The sequence below is a fragment of the Sporosarcina saromensis genome (assembly GCF_054901285.1).
The window spans coordinates 327,143-344,446 of sequence record NZ_CM142738.1 but is presented as its reverse complement, the minus strand read 5'-3'; the positions used below and the strand labels follow the sequence as shown (position 1 = coordinate 344,446).

The following is a 17,304-nucleotide window of genomic DNA, read 5'->3' as shown; positions in this document are numbered from 1 at the left end:
AACTTCCGCTATTCAATTGATAACTTCCTGTATTCAATCGAATAAGTTGTGAACTCGACTGATAACCTCTACCAATATTCTTCTGATTTACCTGATAAGTCTTCATCTTCCACTCACCGCATGATAAACTGAGGGAAAATCCGTTGGGGGGAGCACTAATGAAGCCGAGTGTGTATATTACGAGAAAGTTGCCAGACGAAGTGGTACAACCGTTACTAGAGAAATTTACGGTACGTATGTGGGAATCAGAAGAAGTCGCCGTACCACGAGATGTTTTATTACAAGAAAGCGAACGAGCGGATGCTTTGTTGACAATGATTTCTGATTCGATTGATGCAGAATTGATGGGCGCAGCGAAAAACTTGAAAGTCATTTCCAACTTGGCGGTGGGTTTTAATAACATTGACACGGAAGCGGCAAAGCAAAGGGGTATCGTCGTGACGAACACGCCGGACGTGCTAACGGAGACGACGGCGGATTTGACGTTCGCATTAGTAATGGCGGCAGCTCGCCGGATGACGTCTGCTGAACGAGTGTTGCGGAACGGAGAATGGACGTCATGGTCGCCGCTTGGTTTTACGGGACAGGACGTGTGGGGAACGACGATTGGCATTATTGGAATGGGAAGGATCGGGGAAGCGGTCGCGCGGCGTGCGAAAGGATTCGGCATGGACGTGCTGTATTGCAATCGTAGCCGAAATGCCGATGCGGAAGATACGCTTGGAGCGACACGCAATGAATTGGACGAATTACTTGCTGAATCAGACCACGTCGTCATGTTAGCGCCGTACACGGACGAGACGGCTGGCATGATTGGAGCACGAGAACTGACATTGATGAAGCATACTGCCACTTTTATTTGTGCTTCACGGGGCGGCATTGTGGATGAAGATGCTTTGTACGAAGCGCTGAAAAAGGGGACCATTTGGGCAGCGGGGCTGGATGTTTATGCAACAGAGCCGGTGTCAAAAAATCATCCATTATTGACGTTGCCGAACGTTACAGCGGTTCCGCATATTGGCAGTGCATCTGTAAGAACGAGAATGGAAATGATGCGTGTCAGTATGCAAGCGATTACGGATGTGTTGGAAGGGAAAAATCCGAAGCACCGCGTTGTTTAATGGAAGGGACGATTAAAAGAACTGGGTTTGATTGTAGAGGTCAACTGCTAATTTTGTAATCGAAAGTAGCAAGAAGCTAAGTAATTTATTCAGTCTATTAGCAATGAACATGCTAACTATTCAGTGTGTTGTTTATAGTAATCTCGCTTAACGTAATCAGTACCAACTTTAAATCTTTTTCTCTCACACAGGCTGTGCAGCAAATGTCTTATGCGCAGCCTAATTGTTTTGCAGTATTGTAGTACTATATTCGAGTGGTCTTATATGAATTAACTATTAATGAAGTAATAATGATTAGGTCGAAGGGAGATGAAAAAATGAAATTTTATACCAAAGAATTTTATGAGGAAATGCAAGTAGCTGCATTTATAACATTTCCGTCTTCAAGGGAAGAGTGGAATGAGTTTATGGATTCCTTAAAAGAGGACAAAAAGGACTATATAGATAACAGGATACTGCATTTAGAGCTTATGAAAGAAGATTTGTTGAAGTACCTTCCTACGTCCTTACATAAATTAATCCATGATAAGACTATAGTTACTGATTATCCTTCAAGTGAAAATCTAAGAATAATTAATCAGTGGCGTAAATCTTTTAATACAAAGGCAGAGTGTGTAAAACATGCCTCGATTGAGAGGTATGAGTCAATAAAAAATGAACTCCCTACAAGCGTTGTTCAATTACATGAAGAAGCTTTACATGACGCAGAAGTGATTAGTTTTGAGTGTAAACCTGAAGAACAGAAGTGTTATATGCTTTTGGAGCACTATAAGAATGGAAAATCTATTAAAGTAAAGTTGACTTTTACAAATGTAAAAGAGCTCTCAGTAGATGAAAATATAAAAGGAGCAAAGTGGTTGTATGATGAAGTATCGGGAGACGTATCCTTTTTCGAAGTTAACATCTTATTTAATTATCCGCTAACAGAATTTCACATGAAGGCTGCTACATTAGAAGTTGAAATAATAGATCCAGATGTCTGATTGAAAAATTTCGCCATTGTGTAGTAAACCATTTTCCTACTAAACCTTTCCCCACCTCGCCCATAGACCCATCTCTCCAACTAGCAATTAATTCCCGCCACAATCTCCAACTCAAGGCATAAGTAGTTGTCCCGCTTAATAGATTGTAATAGTACAGAAACGGGAAAAACCTTCGTTTGGGCTTTTCCGAATGAAGTGCAAATTGAGAGGGAATGGAGGAAAGGGAAAGTGAGTGCAATTATTGTTGCATTGGCGGGAATGGTTGTTTTTGCATTAGGGTACCGTTTTTATTCCAAATTTGTCGCTGAGAAGATTTTTAGGCTTGACCCAAATTATGTGACGCCGGCGCATCGGTACAAAGATGGCGTTGACTTTGTGCCGACGAACAAGTTTGTCCTGTGGGGGCATCATTTCACGTCTGTTGCGGGGGCGGCACCGATTTTAGGGCCGGCGATTGCGGTCTATTGGGGCTGGCTGCCGGCTTTACTGTGGGTTGTACTCGGCACAGTGTTTGCTGCAGGTGTCCACGACTTTGGAACGCTCGTATTATCAGTGAGAAATAAAGGTCAATCGGTAGGCACGCTTGCGAATAAATTAATCGGCCAGCGGGCAAAGATTTTGTTCTTGTTCATTATCCTTATTTTAGTGTTAATGGTGAATGCGGTGTTTGCTTGGGTTATTTCAAACTTGTTCATTAAATTCCCGGCAAGCGTTTTTCCGGTTTTCATTCAAATTCCACTAGCCATTTGGATCGGGACGGCTGTATACAAACGCCAGAAGAAGATGCTTGTTCCTTCGTTAGTTGCTTTGGCAGTCATGTATATTGCGGCTGTTGTTTCGAGCAAGGTGAGCTTCTTGCAAATTGACCTTGTGAAGTACATGGGTGGGGCGGAAGGGGCTGGCCTGTTCGGCCTCGGTGCCGTTTCTTCAGCGTTCTTTATCTGGATTATCATTTTGATGGTATATGTCTACTTTGCTTCTACATTGCCAGTTTGGCGCTTGCTACAACCACGTGATTTTATCAACTCCCATCAGCTCGTCGTCGGATTGGGTATTCTCTACTTAGGCTTGTTGTTCGCGAATCCAACGATTACTGCTCCGATGACGAACGCTACTTCAGATGTTTCGTGGTTCCCGTTATTATTCATTACCATCGCGTGCGGTGCCATTTCAGGCTTCCATGGCCTTGTGTCTTCCGGTACTTCATCCAAGCAGTTGAATAAAGAAACGGACGCACGATTCGTTGGCTATCTTGGTGCAGTCGGAGAAGGGATTTTAGCACTCGTTTCCATCGTCGCAGTCATCACATTCTTCCCGAACAAAGATGCATTCCTTGCAACGTACAGCAGCTTCGGGGCAGCGAATGGGTCTGGTTTGACAGTATTCGTACAAGGTGCGAGTAAATTGGCGACGAGCTTACACATTCCTGCAGACATCGCAACAACGATCGTGTCGATCATCGTCATCAGCTTTGCAGCAACGACATTGGATACGTCCGTTCGTCTCATGCGTTATATCATTGCAGAACTAGGCATGGAATACAAAATGCCGAAGCTTGCGAAGAAGCATGTTGCGACATCAGTTGCGGTCCTATCCAGTGCTGCGCTTGTCCTTCTTCCACAAGGTCCAAATGGATTTGGTTCTGGAGGCTATTTGCTCTGGCCATTGTTCGGTACGGCAAATCAGCTCTTAGCGGGAATCAGTTTACTGCTCATAGCGGTTTGGCTGAAACGATTGGGCAGAAATTATTTAGTGGCGATTATTCCGATGATTTTCCTATTATTTATGACGTTACTCGCAATGTTCAAGCAAGTCCTCTTTGAGTGGTCTTGGTTCGGGTCTAATTCCAATTGGCTTCTATTCATATTCGGTGCCATCATCTTCGTCTTTGCAATTTGGATCATTTTGACGGCGGTTTCCGCTTTGTCGAGCAATCAAAAGATTTCAGTGGACGAAGAGTAATCGAGGTGTTTCCATGATTGATTCCCTGAAAAGATTGATTTCGTACTATGAAGAAATCATTAGTTTGCCGCATCGCCGGGAGATTGCAGCAGAGTTACGGGATGAGGAAGATCTGTTTTTCCTCCTCCTGTATTCCGAAATGATTGGCATCCCGAATCCGGCGTATTATTACACATTGGAACTGTATCCGTATATGATCGAAAAATTTCATGAATGGCACTTGCGCATGGGAATGGAGAAATCTCCGATGCATGGCATCCGCTGTTGCTGAAATGAGGGGAAATGATGGATGTATTAACGAAACAAATCATTTTTGTCGGTGGAAAAGGCGGAGTGGGCAAATCCACAACCGCTGCGGCCATCGCACACCGCCTATCCACAGCGGGGTACCGGACACTATTAGTTTCAACCGATCCGGCTCACAATGTCGGAGATCTATTTGGTCGACCGATTGGTGGAAAGCCAGTGGAAGTAGCGGATCGACTCGTTGCGCTTGAAATCGATCCACAGCTTGAAACGGAACGATACATCGCAGGTGTGAAAGATAATATTAAAGGTGTCGTCCATTCCAGTTTGATGGAGGAAGTGCATCGTCAATTGGATACGGCAAAAGCTTCACCAGGAGCGGACGAAGCGGCTCTGTTTGATAAATTAATTACAATTATTTTGGAAGAACGGAAGTCGTTCGACAAAATCGTGTTCGACACAGCGCCAACGGGTCATACAATCCGCTTGCTGTCTCTGCCTGAACTAATGGGTGTGTGGATTCACGGTTTATTGGAAAAGCGGAAGAAGACAAATGAAAACTATTCGCGCCTGTTAAATGATGGGGAGCCTATGGAAGATCCTATTTACGATGTATTAGCGGAGAGGCAACGACGGTTTACCCAAGTACGGGAACTATTAATGGATCGCCAGACAACAGGGTTCCTGTTCGTTTTGAACCCCGAGCGTCTACCGATTTTGGAAACAGAAAAAGCGATCGACTTGTTAAAACGGCATTCGCTCGAAGTGAAGTCGATCGTCGTCAATAAAGTCCTTCCTGAAAACGTGGAAGGTACATTTTGGAATGAACGAAAAGCACATGAACAAAAATATTTGGAGATGATTGAGCAGTCGTTTAACGAGCAAGAAATTCTCTTTGTGCCGTTATTGCAAAGCGACATTACGAGTTTTGAAGACTTGGCGCTGTTCAGTGAACAATTGACGTGATAAAAGAAGGCCTTCTTAGAACGCTAAATCTAAGTGGCCTTTTTTGAATCAATTTTTCGGTGGGCGTATTGTATTTCTCGCTACTGCTTTCTCATAAACCCCGCAACCGCTTCATTCACAAAATGCGCACCGAGCTTAACCGTCCGGTTGTTTTCATCCAATGAAGGATTCACTTCACAAATATCAAATGAGCACGTCTTCTCGTGCCCCACGACTTTCCGGATAATCTCACGGACGGTCGTCGGTTCCAATCCGAATGGGGACGGGGCACTGACGCCGGGGGTATATGCTGCATTCAAGACATCCGTGCATAGCGTAAGGAGAACGGCATCATGCTTGTCCATGAACGCATCCAGTGAATCCATTAACTGCCCCAGTTGTCCTGGCGTCATTTCATCTTCGTGGACGTATGTGACACCGAGAGCATCAGCTCGGTTAAATAGCTCCTCAGTATTACCGTATCTTTGGATGCCCGCCACGAAATACGCTGCATGGGCATCATGTTCTAAAATTTGTCTGAACATCGTGCCGGAAGAAGTCTGTTCATCGTACGGACGCAAATCGAAATGGGCGTCGATATTGACAATGCCAAGAGAAGCGTCCTTTCCGAGAAATTCACGAACCCCTACATAATGGCCGAATAACGTTTCGTGCCCGCCACCTAAAATGATCGGCGTTGATCCATTCGCTAGCATAGTCTTCACAATGTCACCTAATTGTTGCTGTGCGGCTTCCATTTCCTCACCGCGACACGTAATATTGCCGACATCGACAAACCGTTTATGCTCTTGGAAACGCCATGGCAACTTCGCAAGTTCGCTCCGTATGGCATTAGGAGCCTGCGCTGCACCGAGCCGCCCCTTATTGCGCCGAACCCCTTCCTCACATTCAAACCCTATAACCGCACAGACATTCACTGCTTCTTGAACGTCAAGCACTTCCACAACTTGATGGTAGCGGAAAGCTGTTCGATCCTCTTTATCATCTATTCTCCCAGTCCAAATTATTTCACTCACAATACCATCCCTTTCTGAAGGAGACTCCTTGCCAACAGTATATCGCTAGATTATGATTATTCCAACAATCGATTTATAGAAAGGTGATCGTATGAATATCGTGTTGCTCATGAAAGACCCGCTCGAAGCACAAGGATTAAAATGGCTCCTCACCTCACAATGGACCGACGTGCAGGTGGAAATTGCCGACGTTCGCAACCCGTCCACAGACGCTTACCTTTATATTATCGACTTGACATTGCTCGACGCAGATTTCGAAGTCCCGCCACATGCCGTCTGGCTCGGCATTTCATCTGAACGGACATTCCAGACTGTCTACAAAGCCCTATCCTTAAAGGCGGAAGATGTCCTATTCCGCCCATTTCAACCGGACAGGCTTATTCGACAGATCCAACAAATTCGCTTCCGTTGGCGGAACGAATTAGCGCAACGTAACCGACCCGTCCAACAACGCACCGATGTCATAACGTATGAACACCTGCTCATCGGCGAAACCGAGGTGCAAACCCCAGTGCTGTTGAGTTTAATCGCGCCATCACATATTGAAGAGGTCGACCATCTCGTCCGCGAACTCGAGATGCATGATTTCCCGACTACATATGACATCTTCCCGTTTTCTGATTTTGTGCTCGTCATCCATCGGTTAATAGATCTCAACACCCTTCAAGAAGCGTATACGATCTTTTATTCGCAATGGAAGCTGCAATCGGATGCATTACTGACCATCTATTTACATACAGATGAAAGCCGTACAACGTATCGTTCACTGTATAAAAGAATGCGTCGTCTCCATGAACGTATTTTCTATGACGGTTATGATGTATTGTCTTTGGAACAAGAAGAGCTTCATTGGCGGGAGATGGATCCGTTTCTGTCACCGCTCGAGCAACGGAAATGGGTGGAGATGCTTGAAAAACGACAAATGGTAGCCATACGGGAATGGATGGAACAGGACTTTTTAACGGTGGAAGCTCCATTTCCTGATCCCGAAATGGTCCGCGTCCGACTGACGAGTATTCTCGCACAAGTGCGGAGGTATATGACCGCGCATTCCGTGAAATCACAAACTGTCGAGCAAGCCTATCGCGCAGTATTTGAAACCGTCATTCGAGAGCCAGTCATGTACCAAATTATCCAATCGTTCCTTGCGTTCATTGCCGATTTACTGCAAACGTCTGAAGGAGTGATGCGACGGGAGGGGAGCTTGGTCGATAAAGTACAAGAGCGCATGCAAGCGAATTACTGGGATGCGACGTGGAGCTTGGCGGCATGTGCAGAGGAATTGAACATCCATAAAAGCACATTAAGCCGAAAGTATGCGAGTGAAGCAGGGAAGTCCTTCAGCAATTCGTTATTGGAGATTCGCATCGCTGAGGCAAAACGATTGTTGAAAGAGACTGACTTGGCGATTGCAGATGTTTCGCAATCGACCGGATTCACACACGCGACCTATTTCAGTAAGCGGTTTAAAGAGGAGACGGGTCGGACGCCTTATCAGTTTAGAGTGGGCTGAGTTGCGAGGATGAAAAAAAGATGGATTTACACTTATTGACTTTGTAGAGGGTACTGACCAGGATTTAGTAGTTGGCTTGAAAACAACATCCAATCTTAAAATACTATCCTGGTCATTATGAGATTATGCATATTAACGAATTGAATACTTGTTAAAGAAACTAGATCCTTTCTTTGTCAACATCTATCTAATAGCTCCTTCATCATATCTACACGAATCATTCGGAATTGAAAAGGTACTTCCAGTTTTGCAAGCCATTCTATATGACTATGAGGAATTTTATATAACGCCCCACTTAACCCTTCTGGAAAAATAAGCTCGATCAGACAAGTACAATCGTATTCCTTCATAATTACATCGAGACGATTTCTAAAGTCTTTTGGGTTTCCGAGCAGAACTTCTAGGTTCTTAAACAATTGTAATACTGCTTCATCGTGATCATATGCACAAGCCGATGTTTGATTGTCTGATAATCGAACAAACCGGCTCCAATAGGCATAAGCTGCCTTCCCATGTTGGCTAAAAAAATTAAAATCTCCTCTATTTAAAATGAAATGAGTTAGTTATTCCTAAAATCGTATCAATATCTGTACTGGAAAACAATTTGAATTCTTGTCCCCAATTACTATGGAAAGATTTTGCTTCAGAAGTTACCGAAATACCTAATAAAAATGAATCCAAAAACATCCTCCTCCATTAGTTCGTTGTAATGTAATAGTGGGTGTACTCTGAAATTCGCAGTGATGATTATTCGACAATCACAACTTGCTTTGTTTTTGTTATTTGATATAAATCATGTTTCGACGAGAAACCATATTCAGCTTTTATTTGGTGGGCTGTTCTTCCTGTGCTTCTAATTTGGACTGGTCCAAGTATTTTCTTGCCTCCACACAAAGCATTCATATCGTCTGGTTCATTCAATGGTGAAGTAATAGATAATGTGTCATTGAACGGTTTACATTCAGGAAGGCTTCTTAATGATTCAGCATCTGATTGAATACTGAACCCAAACAATAGAATGATAGTTAATGCAAATGAAAATATTTTTTTCATTAAAATTACCTCCTTTTCTAAAATAATATACTTACTTTTTAAAAAAAACTATGAGTTAAAAATACTGATTTTTCCGAAGACTATATGCACTATCTTTTTTCCCCAACCATCTTATTGTTTACGCAAACATATTATTATAGAATACAACTTTGATTATATCAGCTTATGCAATCAGCTAAAAAAGTATAAAAAAGCAAACAATCTATAAACTATTAACTGAACTTTCCTTATAGAATGATAGTAACGAAAGGGAGGTTGGTTGAAAATGAAAGCGGATACATTGGAGAAGGTTGTTCAGTATCGAGGTACGGAGTTACATACGAAAGGGTGGCAGCAAGAGGCGGCACTTCGGATGTTGATGAACAATTTACATCCGGATGTGGCGGAGCACCCGGACAAATTGGTTGTGTATGGGGGAATCGGCAAGGCGGCTCGTAACTGGGAAAGTTTCGATGCGATTGTTCGGTCATTGAAAGCGTTGGAAAATGATGAAACGCTATTGATCCAATCAGGAAAACCGGTTGCAATCTTCAAATCGCATACGGATGCACCGCGTGTATTAATTGCGAACTCGAACATTGTCCCTGCGTATGCAAACTGGGAGACTTTCCATGAGCTCGATAAGAAGGGCTTGATGATGTACGGGCAGATGACGGCAGGTAGCTGGATATACATCGGTTCGCAAGGGATTGTTCAAGGGACATACGAGACGTTTGCGGAACTCGGTAAGCAACATTTCGGCGGCTCCTTAAAAGGAACGATTACGTTAACGGCTGGTTTAGGTGGTATGGGTGGTGCGCAGCCATTGGCCGTAACGATGGCAGGTGGTGTTTGTATTGGCATCGAAGTCGATGAATCGCGTATTGATCGCCGGATTGAGACGCGGTATACAGATGTTAAAACGGATTCATTGGATGAAGCGATCCGTTTAGCAGAAGAAGCGAAAGCTGAAGGGAAGGCTTTGTCGATCGGGTTACTTGGAAATGCGGCGGATATTTTGCCTGCCATGATTGCACGCGGCTTCAATCCAGATGTCTTGACGGATCAGACATCAGCGCACGACCCGTTGAACGGCTATATACCTTCAGGGATGACGCTTGAACAGGCAGCCGAGCTTCGCGATTCCAATCCGGAAGAGTACGTAAAGCGGTCGAAAGCTTCGATGGCGACACATGTTTCGGTGATGATCGACATGATGGATAAAGGTGCAGTCACATTCGACTATGGGAACAACATTCGTCAAGTCGCGAAAGATGAAGGGGTGGATCGGGCATTTGATTTCCCTGGATTTGTGCCTGCGTATATTCGACCACAGTTCTGTGAAGGGAAAGGGCCGTTCCGCTGGGTGGCGCTTTCGGGTGATCCGGAAGATATCCGAAAGACGGACGAAGTGATTTTACGTGAATTTAGTTACAATACGCATCTATGCAATTGGATCAGGATGGCACAGGAAAAAATTCAGTTCCAAGGATTGCCGTCACGGATTTGCTGGCTCGGGTATGGCGAACGTGCACGTTTTGGGAAAATCATTAACGACATGGTCGCAAGTGGGGAATTAAGCGCGCCGATCGTCATCGGACGGGATCACCTCGATTCAGGATCGGTAGCGTCACCAAACCGTGAGACGGAAGCGATGAAAGATGGGTCGGATGTTGTGTCGGATTGGCCGATTTTAAACGCGATGATCAATGCAGTCGGTGGGGCAACGTGGGTGTCTGTCCATCATGGTGGCGGTGTTGGTATGGGCTATTCGCAACACGCGGGAATGGTTATCGTGGCGGACGGAACGAAAGAAGCGGAAGCTCGTTTGGAACGTGTATTGACGACAGATCCGGGCATGGGCATTGCACGACATGTCGATGCAGGTTATGACTTGGCGATTCAGACAGCAAAAGAAAAAGGGGTCAATATCCCGATGATGGAAGGTGAACGGTCTTGAAACCAGTTTGGATTCAACATGCAGCACAATTAGCGACGATTGCAGGTGAAAATGGACCGCGCAAACGTGAGAAGATGTCTGAACTAGGCATTATTGAAGACGGCAGTATATGGATAGAAGATGGAGTCATTCAAGCGATCGGAACGACGGAGGAATTGCAGAAGCAATATGGCGACCGTGCCGCTGACGCGGAAGTGATTGACGCTTCAGGAAGGTTAGTTACGCCAGGACTTGTCGATCCGCATACGCATGTCGTGTATGGGGGGAGCCGTGAAAGAGAATTTGAAATGCGGCTAGAAGGCGCTACGTATATGGAGATTATGAATGCGGGTGGCGGCATCCATGCGACGAGCCGGATGACACGAGAAGCGACAGAAGACGAGTTGGTCGAGCAGTCGACGCGGAGACTAGATTCCTTCCTCATACATGGTGTGACGACTGTTGAAGGGAAAAGTGGGTACGGTCTTAATTGGGAGACGGAGTTGAAACAGTTGCGGGCGGCGAAGCGATTGAATGAAACGCATCCAATCGACCTCGTCTCGACATTCATGGCGGCGCATGCCGTTCCGTTAGAATATAAGGGTAAGGAAGATGAATATATTGATAGCATCATCAATGACATGCTGCCGATTGTTGCGGAAGAGAAGCTTGCGGTGTTCAATGATGTGTTCTGCGAAGTAGGTGTCTTCACTCCTGAACAATCTGAACGGATTTTGGAAGCAGGGAAAAAGCTTGGGTTGATCCGAAAATTCATGCGGATGAAATCGAATCATATGGAGGGGCAGAGTTGGCCGCAAAAGTCGGTGCCATTTCAGCGGAGCATTTATTAAAAGCATCTGACGAGGGAATTCAACAGATGGCAGAAGCAGGTGTCATCGCTTGTTTATTACCAGCAACAGCACTGTTCCTACGTGAGCAAGCGGCGCAAGGACGCAAAATGGTCGATGAAGGGGTCGCAGTTGCAATTTCAACAGATTGTAATCCGGGATCTTCGCCAACAACCTCGATGCCACTCGTTATGAATTTGGCGTGCATTTCCATGCGTCTGACACCGGCGGAAGCACTCGTTGCAGCGACAATGAATGCTGCATGCGCAATTGGAATGGAAGCGAAGGTCGGATCTCTTGAAGTAGGAAAGCAAGGGGATGTCGTCATGTGGGACATCGGCAATTATCAAGAACTGCAATACTTGTTTGGCGTCAACCATGTCGATAAAGTATGGAAAAAAGGCGTTCGAGTTGTAGGGTGATGAATGGCCGTGAATGAAGCTTGTGTTTCATTCACGGTATTTTTGAAAGGATAATTAACGGAACATTCAGAAGGGGTGAAATGTATGGAGCAAGTGGGAGAAAAGGTGAAAGTAGTGCGTTCAAATCCAGGCATGTGGAAGTTTTTTGTATTTAGTGCAATCGGTGCATTCATGTTTTTTGTACCTGTCACGATTGGTGAAAAGCGTTCAATTATGCTCGATCATATCGTCACGTTCATTCAGACGCACGCAGGGGGCGCGTTGCCGTATTATGCGTTGCTTGTCATCTTGGCGGGGGCGGTTTATCCATTCGTCTCAGGTGCTTGGAAAAAATCGACGGTGAATAGGGTATTTTCGGTATTTAAAGTGGTTGGGCTCATAGTAGGCATTTTGCTCGTCTTCAATGTAGGGCCAGCGTGGCTTTTTGAACCGAGTATGGGACCATTTTTGCTAAATAAATTGGTTATTCCAGTGGGATTATTAGTGCCAATTGGAGCGATATTTTTAGCGTTGCTCGTTAGTTATGGCTTGTTAGAATTCATCGGTGTGCTCTTGCAACCCATCATGCGACCGGTATGGCGAACGCCCGGACGTTCAGCGATTGACGCGGTTGCTTCGTTTGTGGGTTCTTACTCACTTGGGTTGTTAATTACAAACCGAGTGTACAAAGAAGGGAAGTACACGGCGAAAGAAGCTGCAATTATTGCAACAGGATTTTCGACAGTTTCGGCGACATTCATGGTCGTCGTAGCGAAGACTTTGGATTTGATGAGTATGTGGAATTTGTACTTCTGGGTGACGTTACTCGTGACGTTCCTTGTTACAGCAATCACGGTCCACATTTGGCCGTTGCGTTCATTCAAAGATGAATACTACGAAGGGGCGACTCCTCAACCGGAAGTGAAGCCGGAAGGGAGACGGATTGCGACTGCATGGAATGAAGCGATGGACACGGTTTCCAAAGCACCTACGTTTGCGCAAAACATTGTGACGAACGTACGTGATGGCTTGATGATGGCAATGGCAATTTTGCCGTCAATCTTATCAATCGGTTTGTTGGGGCTTGTGTTGGCCGAATTCACACCCGTATTCGATTGGATCGGATACATTTTCTACCCATTCACGTGGCTGTTGCAGTTGCCGGAGCCGATGCTAGTCGCAAAAGCATCCGCGTTAGGTATTGCTGAAATGTTCCTGCCAGCGTTGTTGGTCGTCGAATCTGCGTTAGTCGTTAAGTTTGTGATCGCGGTTGTGTCGGTATCATCGATTATCTTCTTCTCGGCACTCGTTCCGTGTATCGTGTCAACGGAAATTCCGCTCACGATTCCGCAATTGATTGTTATTTGGATCCAACGTGTGATCTTAACCTTACTCATCGTTACCCCTATCGCGTATTTACTGCTATAAAGAAAAAACACTCGGAAGTTGCGATTTCCGAGTGTTTTTAGTATTTTAAGGTGCCTGTCCCCGGAACGATTCTGAATCGTTTCGGGGACAGGCACCAAAACAATTTCGAATAAAAAGAAAGCGCCCGGTAGTTTGGGCGCTTTGAGTTTACAGTTATTTCCCGCCGAGCATGTTGAACAATCCACCTGCGATGCTGCCTTCATCTTGAGAGCCGCCTGGTGTTTGTGGTGCTGCTGCGAAGACGCGGCTTGCGAGTCTAGAGAACGGTAAGGATTGGATCCACACTTTACCCGGTCCGCGGAGGGTAGCGAAAAAGAGGCCTTCTCCACCGAATAATGCGGTTTTCACACCTTTTACCATTTCAATGTTGTAATCTACGTCTTGCGTCATTGCGACGAGACAACCTGTATCGACACGTAACGTTTCGCCGGCGGATAGTGTTTTCTCGATAATCGTTCCACCTGCGTGAACGAAAGCCATGCCGTCTCCTTCAAGCTTTTGCATGATGAATCCTTCGCCGCCAAAGAAGCCGGTTCCGAGTTTGCGTTGAAGTTCAATGCCTACAGAAACCCCTTTAGCAGCAGCTAAGAACGCATCTTTTTGACATATAATTTTACCATTGTACTCACTGAGATCGAGTGGAATGATCTTACCAGGGTAAGGCGCTGCAAATGAAACATGCTTTTTACCTGTTCCGTTGTTCGTAAATGTAGTCATGAACAAACTTTCACCGGTCAACAGACGTTTACCTGCGCCCATCAGTTTCCCCATGAAGCCTCCACCCGAATTGCTTGAACCATCTCCGAAGATCGTTTCCATGACGATGCTATCATCCATCATCATTAACGACCCGGCCTCTGCTACAACCGTCTCCTGTGGATCAAGTTCCACTTCCACAAACTGCATATCATCGCCATATAACTTGTAATCAATTTCATGATTGTTCATCACTCGAAACCTCCTCGTATTTGTATCTGATTTTACGTAAAAACAATACCGGAAGTTTCATTTTATCTTTAATAAAATAGAAGACCATGAACCTTACCGCGTTACCTCCATGTAGCGGCTCGCAAATGGGACATTCATCGCCATCACCAACAGCTGGAGGCCTAACAAATTACTTCGTTGGCGGAACTGTCCCTTTCTCAATATCAATATATTGCAAAAGAAGAGTGGCGATTTCTGTCGAACGATAGTAGAGCCGTGTCCCTTTGAACAACTTCTGGAAAGTCGGAATGAGTGCTTCGATGACGACTAAATTCGAATTTGTTTTATTCATTTCGTCCAAGAGAAATTGCGTCATTTGAATCGCATCAAATAACTCCTCTTTTTCAACGCGCACGAGAAACTTTTGAAGCTTTTCCACTAACAAGTCTGTCCTAGATATCGGCGTTTCAGCAGCAATCGTTAATGCAGCCAAATAATTATTGCCAAGCAACGTATCTTCATTCCGAATCATATCCTCCATTATGGCGTCAACCCGTCGAATCGTGAAGTGGACCAAGTCGTCGATCGCAATCGCTTCTGTTGCAGAAGACAAGAAGTGTATGAGGTGTTGGATTACGCCTAAAATCATGACCGCACAATCGAGTACATACGGTTCTGCTTCTTCGCCGTAAACATCGGTAAGTCGGGTTGTTAGCCATTTCAACTCCATTAAATGCCGCTTGCGTACAAAGCTCCGCAATTCATTATCACCAGAATAAAAGACTGCTTCATAAATCGATAATAAATTATGCTCGCGGTTGACGTGCATGCGTACCAAAATTTGTTCCGCTAATATATTTTTATCGCGCTTGTCCTTGCCGTGCATTAATTCACGTCTACGGACAATCGCTTCTTCATGGGCAAATTCAAAAATGGCCATCAGACACTCGTTTTTTGAAGAGAAGTAATTGTAAAACGTCCCTTTGGAGATTTGAGCAGCCTCAATGATGTCCTGAATCGATGTGGTGACGTACCCTTTATCAATAAATAGTCTTTGGGCAGTTAAGAGGACATGCAACTTTCGATCATTCATATAGATCACCTTTTTGTAAAATTCATTTTATACTACCAGTTCAATTCCTATCGTAACGAAAATAAGGCTTTGTAGCAATGATAAACAAATATTTTGGAATGAAAACGTTTACGTATTTGCGTAATTTGGACTGTCAGTATAAAATAATACTATTGTTGAACACTCAGTACAAATAACCTTCGCGGTAGTCGAACCACTATAAAATCGTTCAATAGAAAATAGATGGAGGATGGGAAATGGAAATTGATTTAAAGAAAATGCACGAGAAGCCTCCTTACGGCATGATTGCCATTTTGTTTTTTGGAGCATTCGTTGCGATTTTGAACAATACATTATTAAATATTGCTTTACCGTCAATTATGACAGAGTTTTCGGTGAAGCCATCAGAAGTCCAATGGCTGACGACAGGATTTATGTTAGTAAATGGGATCATGATTCCGGCAAGTGCGTTTTTTATCCAAAAGTTTTCAAACCGAAGATTGTTTTTAACGGCGATGACGTTGTTTACGATTGGTACGGCGCTCGCAATCTATGCGCCTAATTTTGGCTTGCTCATCGTTGCCAGAATGATTCAAGCTTCCGGTTCAGCGATGATGATGCCTCTTTTGATGAATGTTATGCTAGTCGCGTTCCCGATTGAAAAACGGGGTACAGCAATGGGGATGTTCAGTCTTGTCATGTTTACGGCGCCTGCAATCGGACCGACTTTGTCCGGTTGGGTTGTTGAGCATTATTCTTGGCGAACGCTGTTTGAGATCGTCTTGCCGTTCGGGGTTTTATCGATCTTGTTAGCGTTGTTTAAACTGAAAAACATTACACCGAACCGTGATGTGACACTGGATGTCTTCTCGCTCATTTTATCCAGTATCGGATTCGGTGGATTGCTTTACGGATTCAGCTCCGCGGGTGATAAAGGATGGAGCTCACCAATTGTGTACGGAACAATAGCGATTGGTACAATATCTGTCGTGCTCTTTGTCATCCGTCAGTTGAAAATGAAAGACCCGATGCTCGATTTCCGGATTTATAAGCATCCGATGTTTGCACTCGCGTCCATCATTTCAATTGTCATGTCTGTCGCAATGTTCTCTGGTATGATTTTGACACCGTTGTATGTACAAAATGTCCGAGGGATTTCCCCGTTTGAAGCAGGGATCCTCATGTTGCCAGGTGCGATTGTAATGGGCCTCATGTCGCCGATTACAGGAAAGATTTTCGATAAATATGGTCCACGGGTCATTTCACTCGTAGGGCTTGTCATTACCGTCATATCTACGTTCTATTTGAGTAAACTCGAATTGCATACAGGCTACTATTATTTAATGGCTTTGTATACTGTACGAATGTTTGGTATGTCAATGGTCATGATGCCGATTATGACGAACGGGATGAACCAATTGCCGATGCGTTCAAATCCTCATGGGACGGCGATGAACAATACCCTTCAACAAGTGTCTGGCGCAATCGGCTCTGCCATCTTGTTGACCATTATGACGAAACGGATGGAGAGTGCGGGTGCGGAGTTGGCACAAGAAGCAGCTACTTCCGGTACTACAAGTGGCGATGCAGCTGCGGTACAACAAGAGATTATGTTGAAATCAATGCTGGAAGGAATTAATTACTCATTCCTCGTCTCTGCATTTATCGCGGTCGTTGCGTTATTTTTAGCGTTCTTCGTTAAACGTGTTAAACCGAATCAGCCGGATTTTGTAATAGGTGAGGGAAGTGAGAAAGTCACTTCATCTCCACTAGAGCCGGTAAAAGAATAATTCGCAGAAAAAAATCTCAAGGAGTTTTAAACTTCTTGAGATTTTTTATTTTATTCTGAG

General features: G+C 44.6%; 14 protein-coding genes and 1 pseudogene. 10 read left to right on the top strand and 5 right to left on the bottom strand.

Annotated elements, in window-relative coordinates:
• Nucleotides 1-158 precede the first annotated feature (158 nt).
• The 5 genes from ACVHUV_RS01510 (at nt 159) to ACVHUV_RS01490 (ending at nt 5,278) form a co-directional block, all read left to right on the top strand.
• Entirely contained in the window at nt 159-1,121 is a 963-nt protein-coding gene (locus ACVHUV_RS01510; protein WP_462085884.1) for a 2-hydroxyacid dehydrogenase, read from the top strand.
• 317 nt (nt 1,122-1,438) lie between these two features.
• Nucleotides 1,439-2,104: a DUF4085 family protein gene (locus ACVHUV_RS01505; RefSeq protein ID WP_462085883.1), complete on the top strand. Its 666-nt coding sequence runs from the start codon at nt 1,439-1,441 to the stop codon at nt 2,102-2,104.
• Nucleotides 2,105-2,332: 228 nt separating this feature from the next.
• Nucleotides 2,333-4,066: a carbon starvation CstA family protein gene (locus tag ACVHUV_RS01500; protein WP_462085882.1), complete on the top strand. Its 1,734-nt coding sequence runs from the start codon at nt 2,333-2,335 to the stop codon at nt 4,064-4,066.
• Between the two features lie 13 nt (nt 4,067-4,079).
• Nucleotides 4,080-4,337, top strand: coding sequence for a cory-CC-star protein (locus ACVHUV_RS01495; protein ID WP_462085881.1), 258 nt, complete (start codon nt 4,080-4,082; stop codon nt 4,335-4,337).
• Between the two features lie 14 nt (nt 4,338-4,351).
• On the top strand, nt 4,352-5,278 hold the full coding sequence (locus tag ACVHUV_RS01490) for an ArsA family ATPase (RefSeq protein WP_462085880.1): 927 nt from the start codon (nt 4,352-4,354) through the stop codon (nt 5,276-5,278).
• A gap of 80 nt (nt 5,279-5,358) precedes the next feature.
• Here the strand turns inward: ACVHUV_RS01490 and hutG are convergent, their stop codons facing one another.
• Nucleotides 5,359-6,297 carry a formimidoylglutamase gene (gene hutG / locus ACVHUV_RS01485; RefSeq protein WP_462086839.1) on the bottom strand — a complete coding sequence of 313 codons (939 nt, stop codon included), beginning with the start codon at nt 6,295-6,297 and terminating at the stop codon, nt 5,359-5,361.
• An 88-nt stretch (nt 6,298-6,385) separates the two neighbouring features.
• Here hutG and ACVHUV_RS01480 point away from each other — a divergent pair, with 88 nt between their 5' ends.
• Nucleotides 6,386-7,807 carry a helix-turn-helix transcriptional regulator gene (locus tag ACVHUV_RS01480; RefSeq protein ID WP_462085879.1) on the top strand — a complete coding sequence of 474 codons (1,422 nt, stop codon included), beginning with the start codon at nt 6,386-6,388 and terminating at the stop codon, nt 7,805-7,807.
• A 176-nt stretch (nt 7,808-7,983) separates the two neighbouring features.
• On the opposite strand, the gene ACVHUV_RS01475 is transcribed toward ACVHUV_RS01480, so the two are convergent.
• Both ACVHUV_RS01475 and ACVHUV_RS01470 read right to left on the bottom strand, forming a co-directional pair.
• Nucleotides 7,984-8,223: a hypothetical protein gene (locus ACVHUV_RS01475; protein ID WP_462085878.1), complete on the bottom strand. Its 240-nt coding sequence runs from the start codon at nt 8,221-8,223 to the stop codon at nt 7,984-7,986.
• A 331-nt stretch (nt 8,224-8,554) separates the two neighbouring features.
• Entirely contained in the window at nt 8,555-8,860 is a 306-nt protein-coding gene (locus ACVHUV_RS01470) for a hypothetical protein (protein ID WP_462085877.1), read from the bottom strand.
• 265 nt (nt 8,861-9,125) lie between these two features.
• Here ACVHUV_RS01470 and hutU point away from each other — a divergent pair, with 265 nt between their 5' ends.
• The 3 genes and pseudogenes from hutU (at nt 9,126) to ACVHUV_RS01455 (ending at nt 13,455) form a co-directional block, all read left to right on the top strand.
• On the top strand, nt 9,126-10,799 hold the full coding sequence (gene hutU / locus ACVHUV_RS01465; protein WP_462085876.1) for a urocanate hydratase: 1,674 nt from the start codon (nt 9,126-9,128) through the stop codon (nt 10,797-10,799).
• Nucleotides 10,796-12,048 (top strand): annotated as a pseudogene (gene hutI, locus ACVHUV_RS01460) (imidazolonepropionase). The gene hutU and the pseudogene hutI overlap by 4 nt, the downstream one beginning before the upstream one ends.
• An 84-nt stretch (nt 12,049-12,132) precedes the next feature.
• Entirely contained in the window at nt 12,133-13,455 is a 1,323-nt protein-coding gene (locus tag ACVHUV_RS01455; protein WP_462085875.1) for a YjiH family protein, read from the top strand.
• A 153-nt stretch (nt 13,456-13,608) separates the two neighbouring features.
• Here ACVHUV_RS01455 and ACVHUV_RS01450 read toward each other — a convergent pair whose 3' ends face one another.
• Both ACVHUV_RS01450 and ACVHUV_RS01445 read right to left on the bottom strand, forming a co-directional pair.
• Nucleotides 13,609-14,403: a TIGR00266 family protein gene (locus tag ACVHUV_RS01450; protein WP_317944723.1), complete on the bottom strand. Its 795-nt coding sequence runs from the start codon at nt 14,401-14,403 to the stop codon at nt 13,609-13,611.
• A gap of 169 nt (nt 14,404-14,572) precedes the next feature.
• A complete protein-coding gene (locus ACVHUV_RS01445) occupies nt 14,573-15,475 on the bottom strand; it encodes a TetR/AcrR family transcriptional regulator (protein WP_317944722.1) in 903 nt (300 codons plus the stop codon).
• A gap of 236 nt (nt 15,476-15,711) precedes the next feature.
• Between ACVHUV_RS01445 and ACVHUV_RS01440 the strand changes: the two genes are divergently transcribed.
• Complete coding sequence (locus ACVHUV_RS01440; RefSeq protein WP_462085874.1) at nt 15,712-17,244, top strand: DHA2 family efflux MFS transporter permease subunit; 1,533 nt, start codon at nt 15,712-15,714, stop codon at nt 17,242-17,244.
• Nucleotides 17,245-17,304 lie beyond the last annotated feature (60 nt).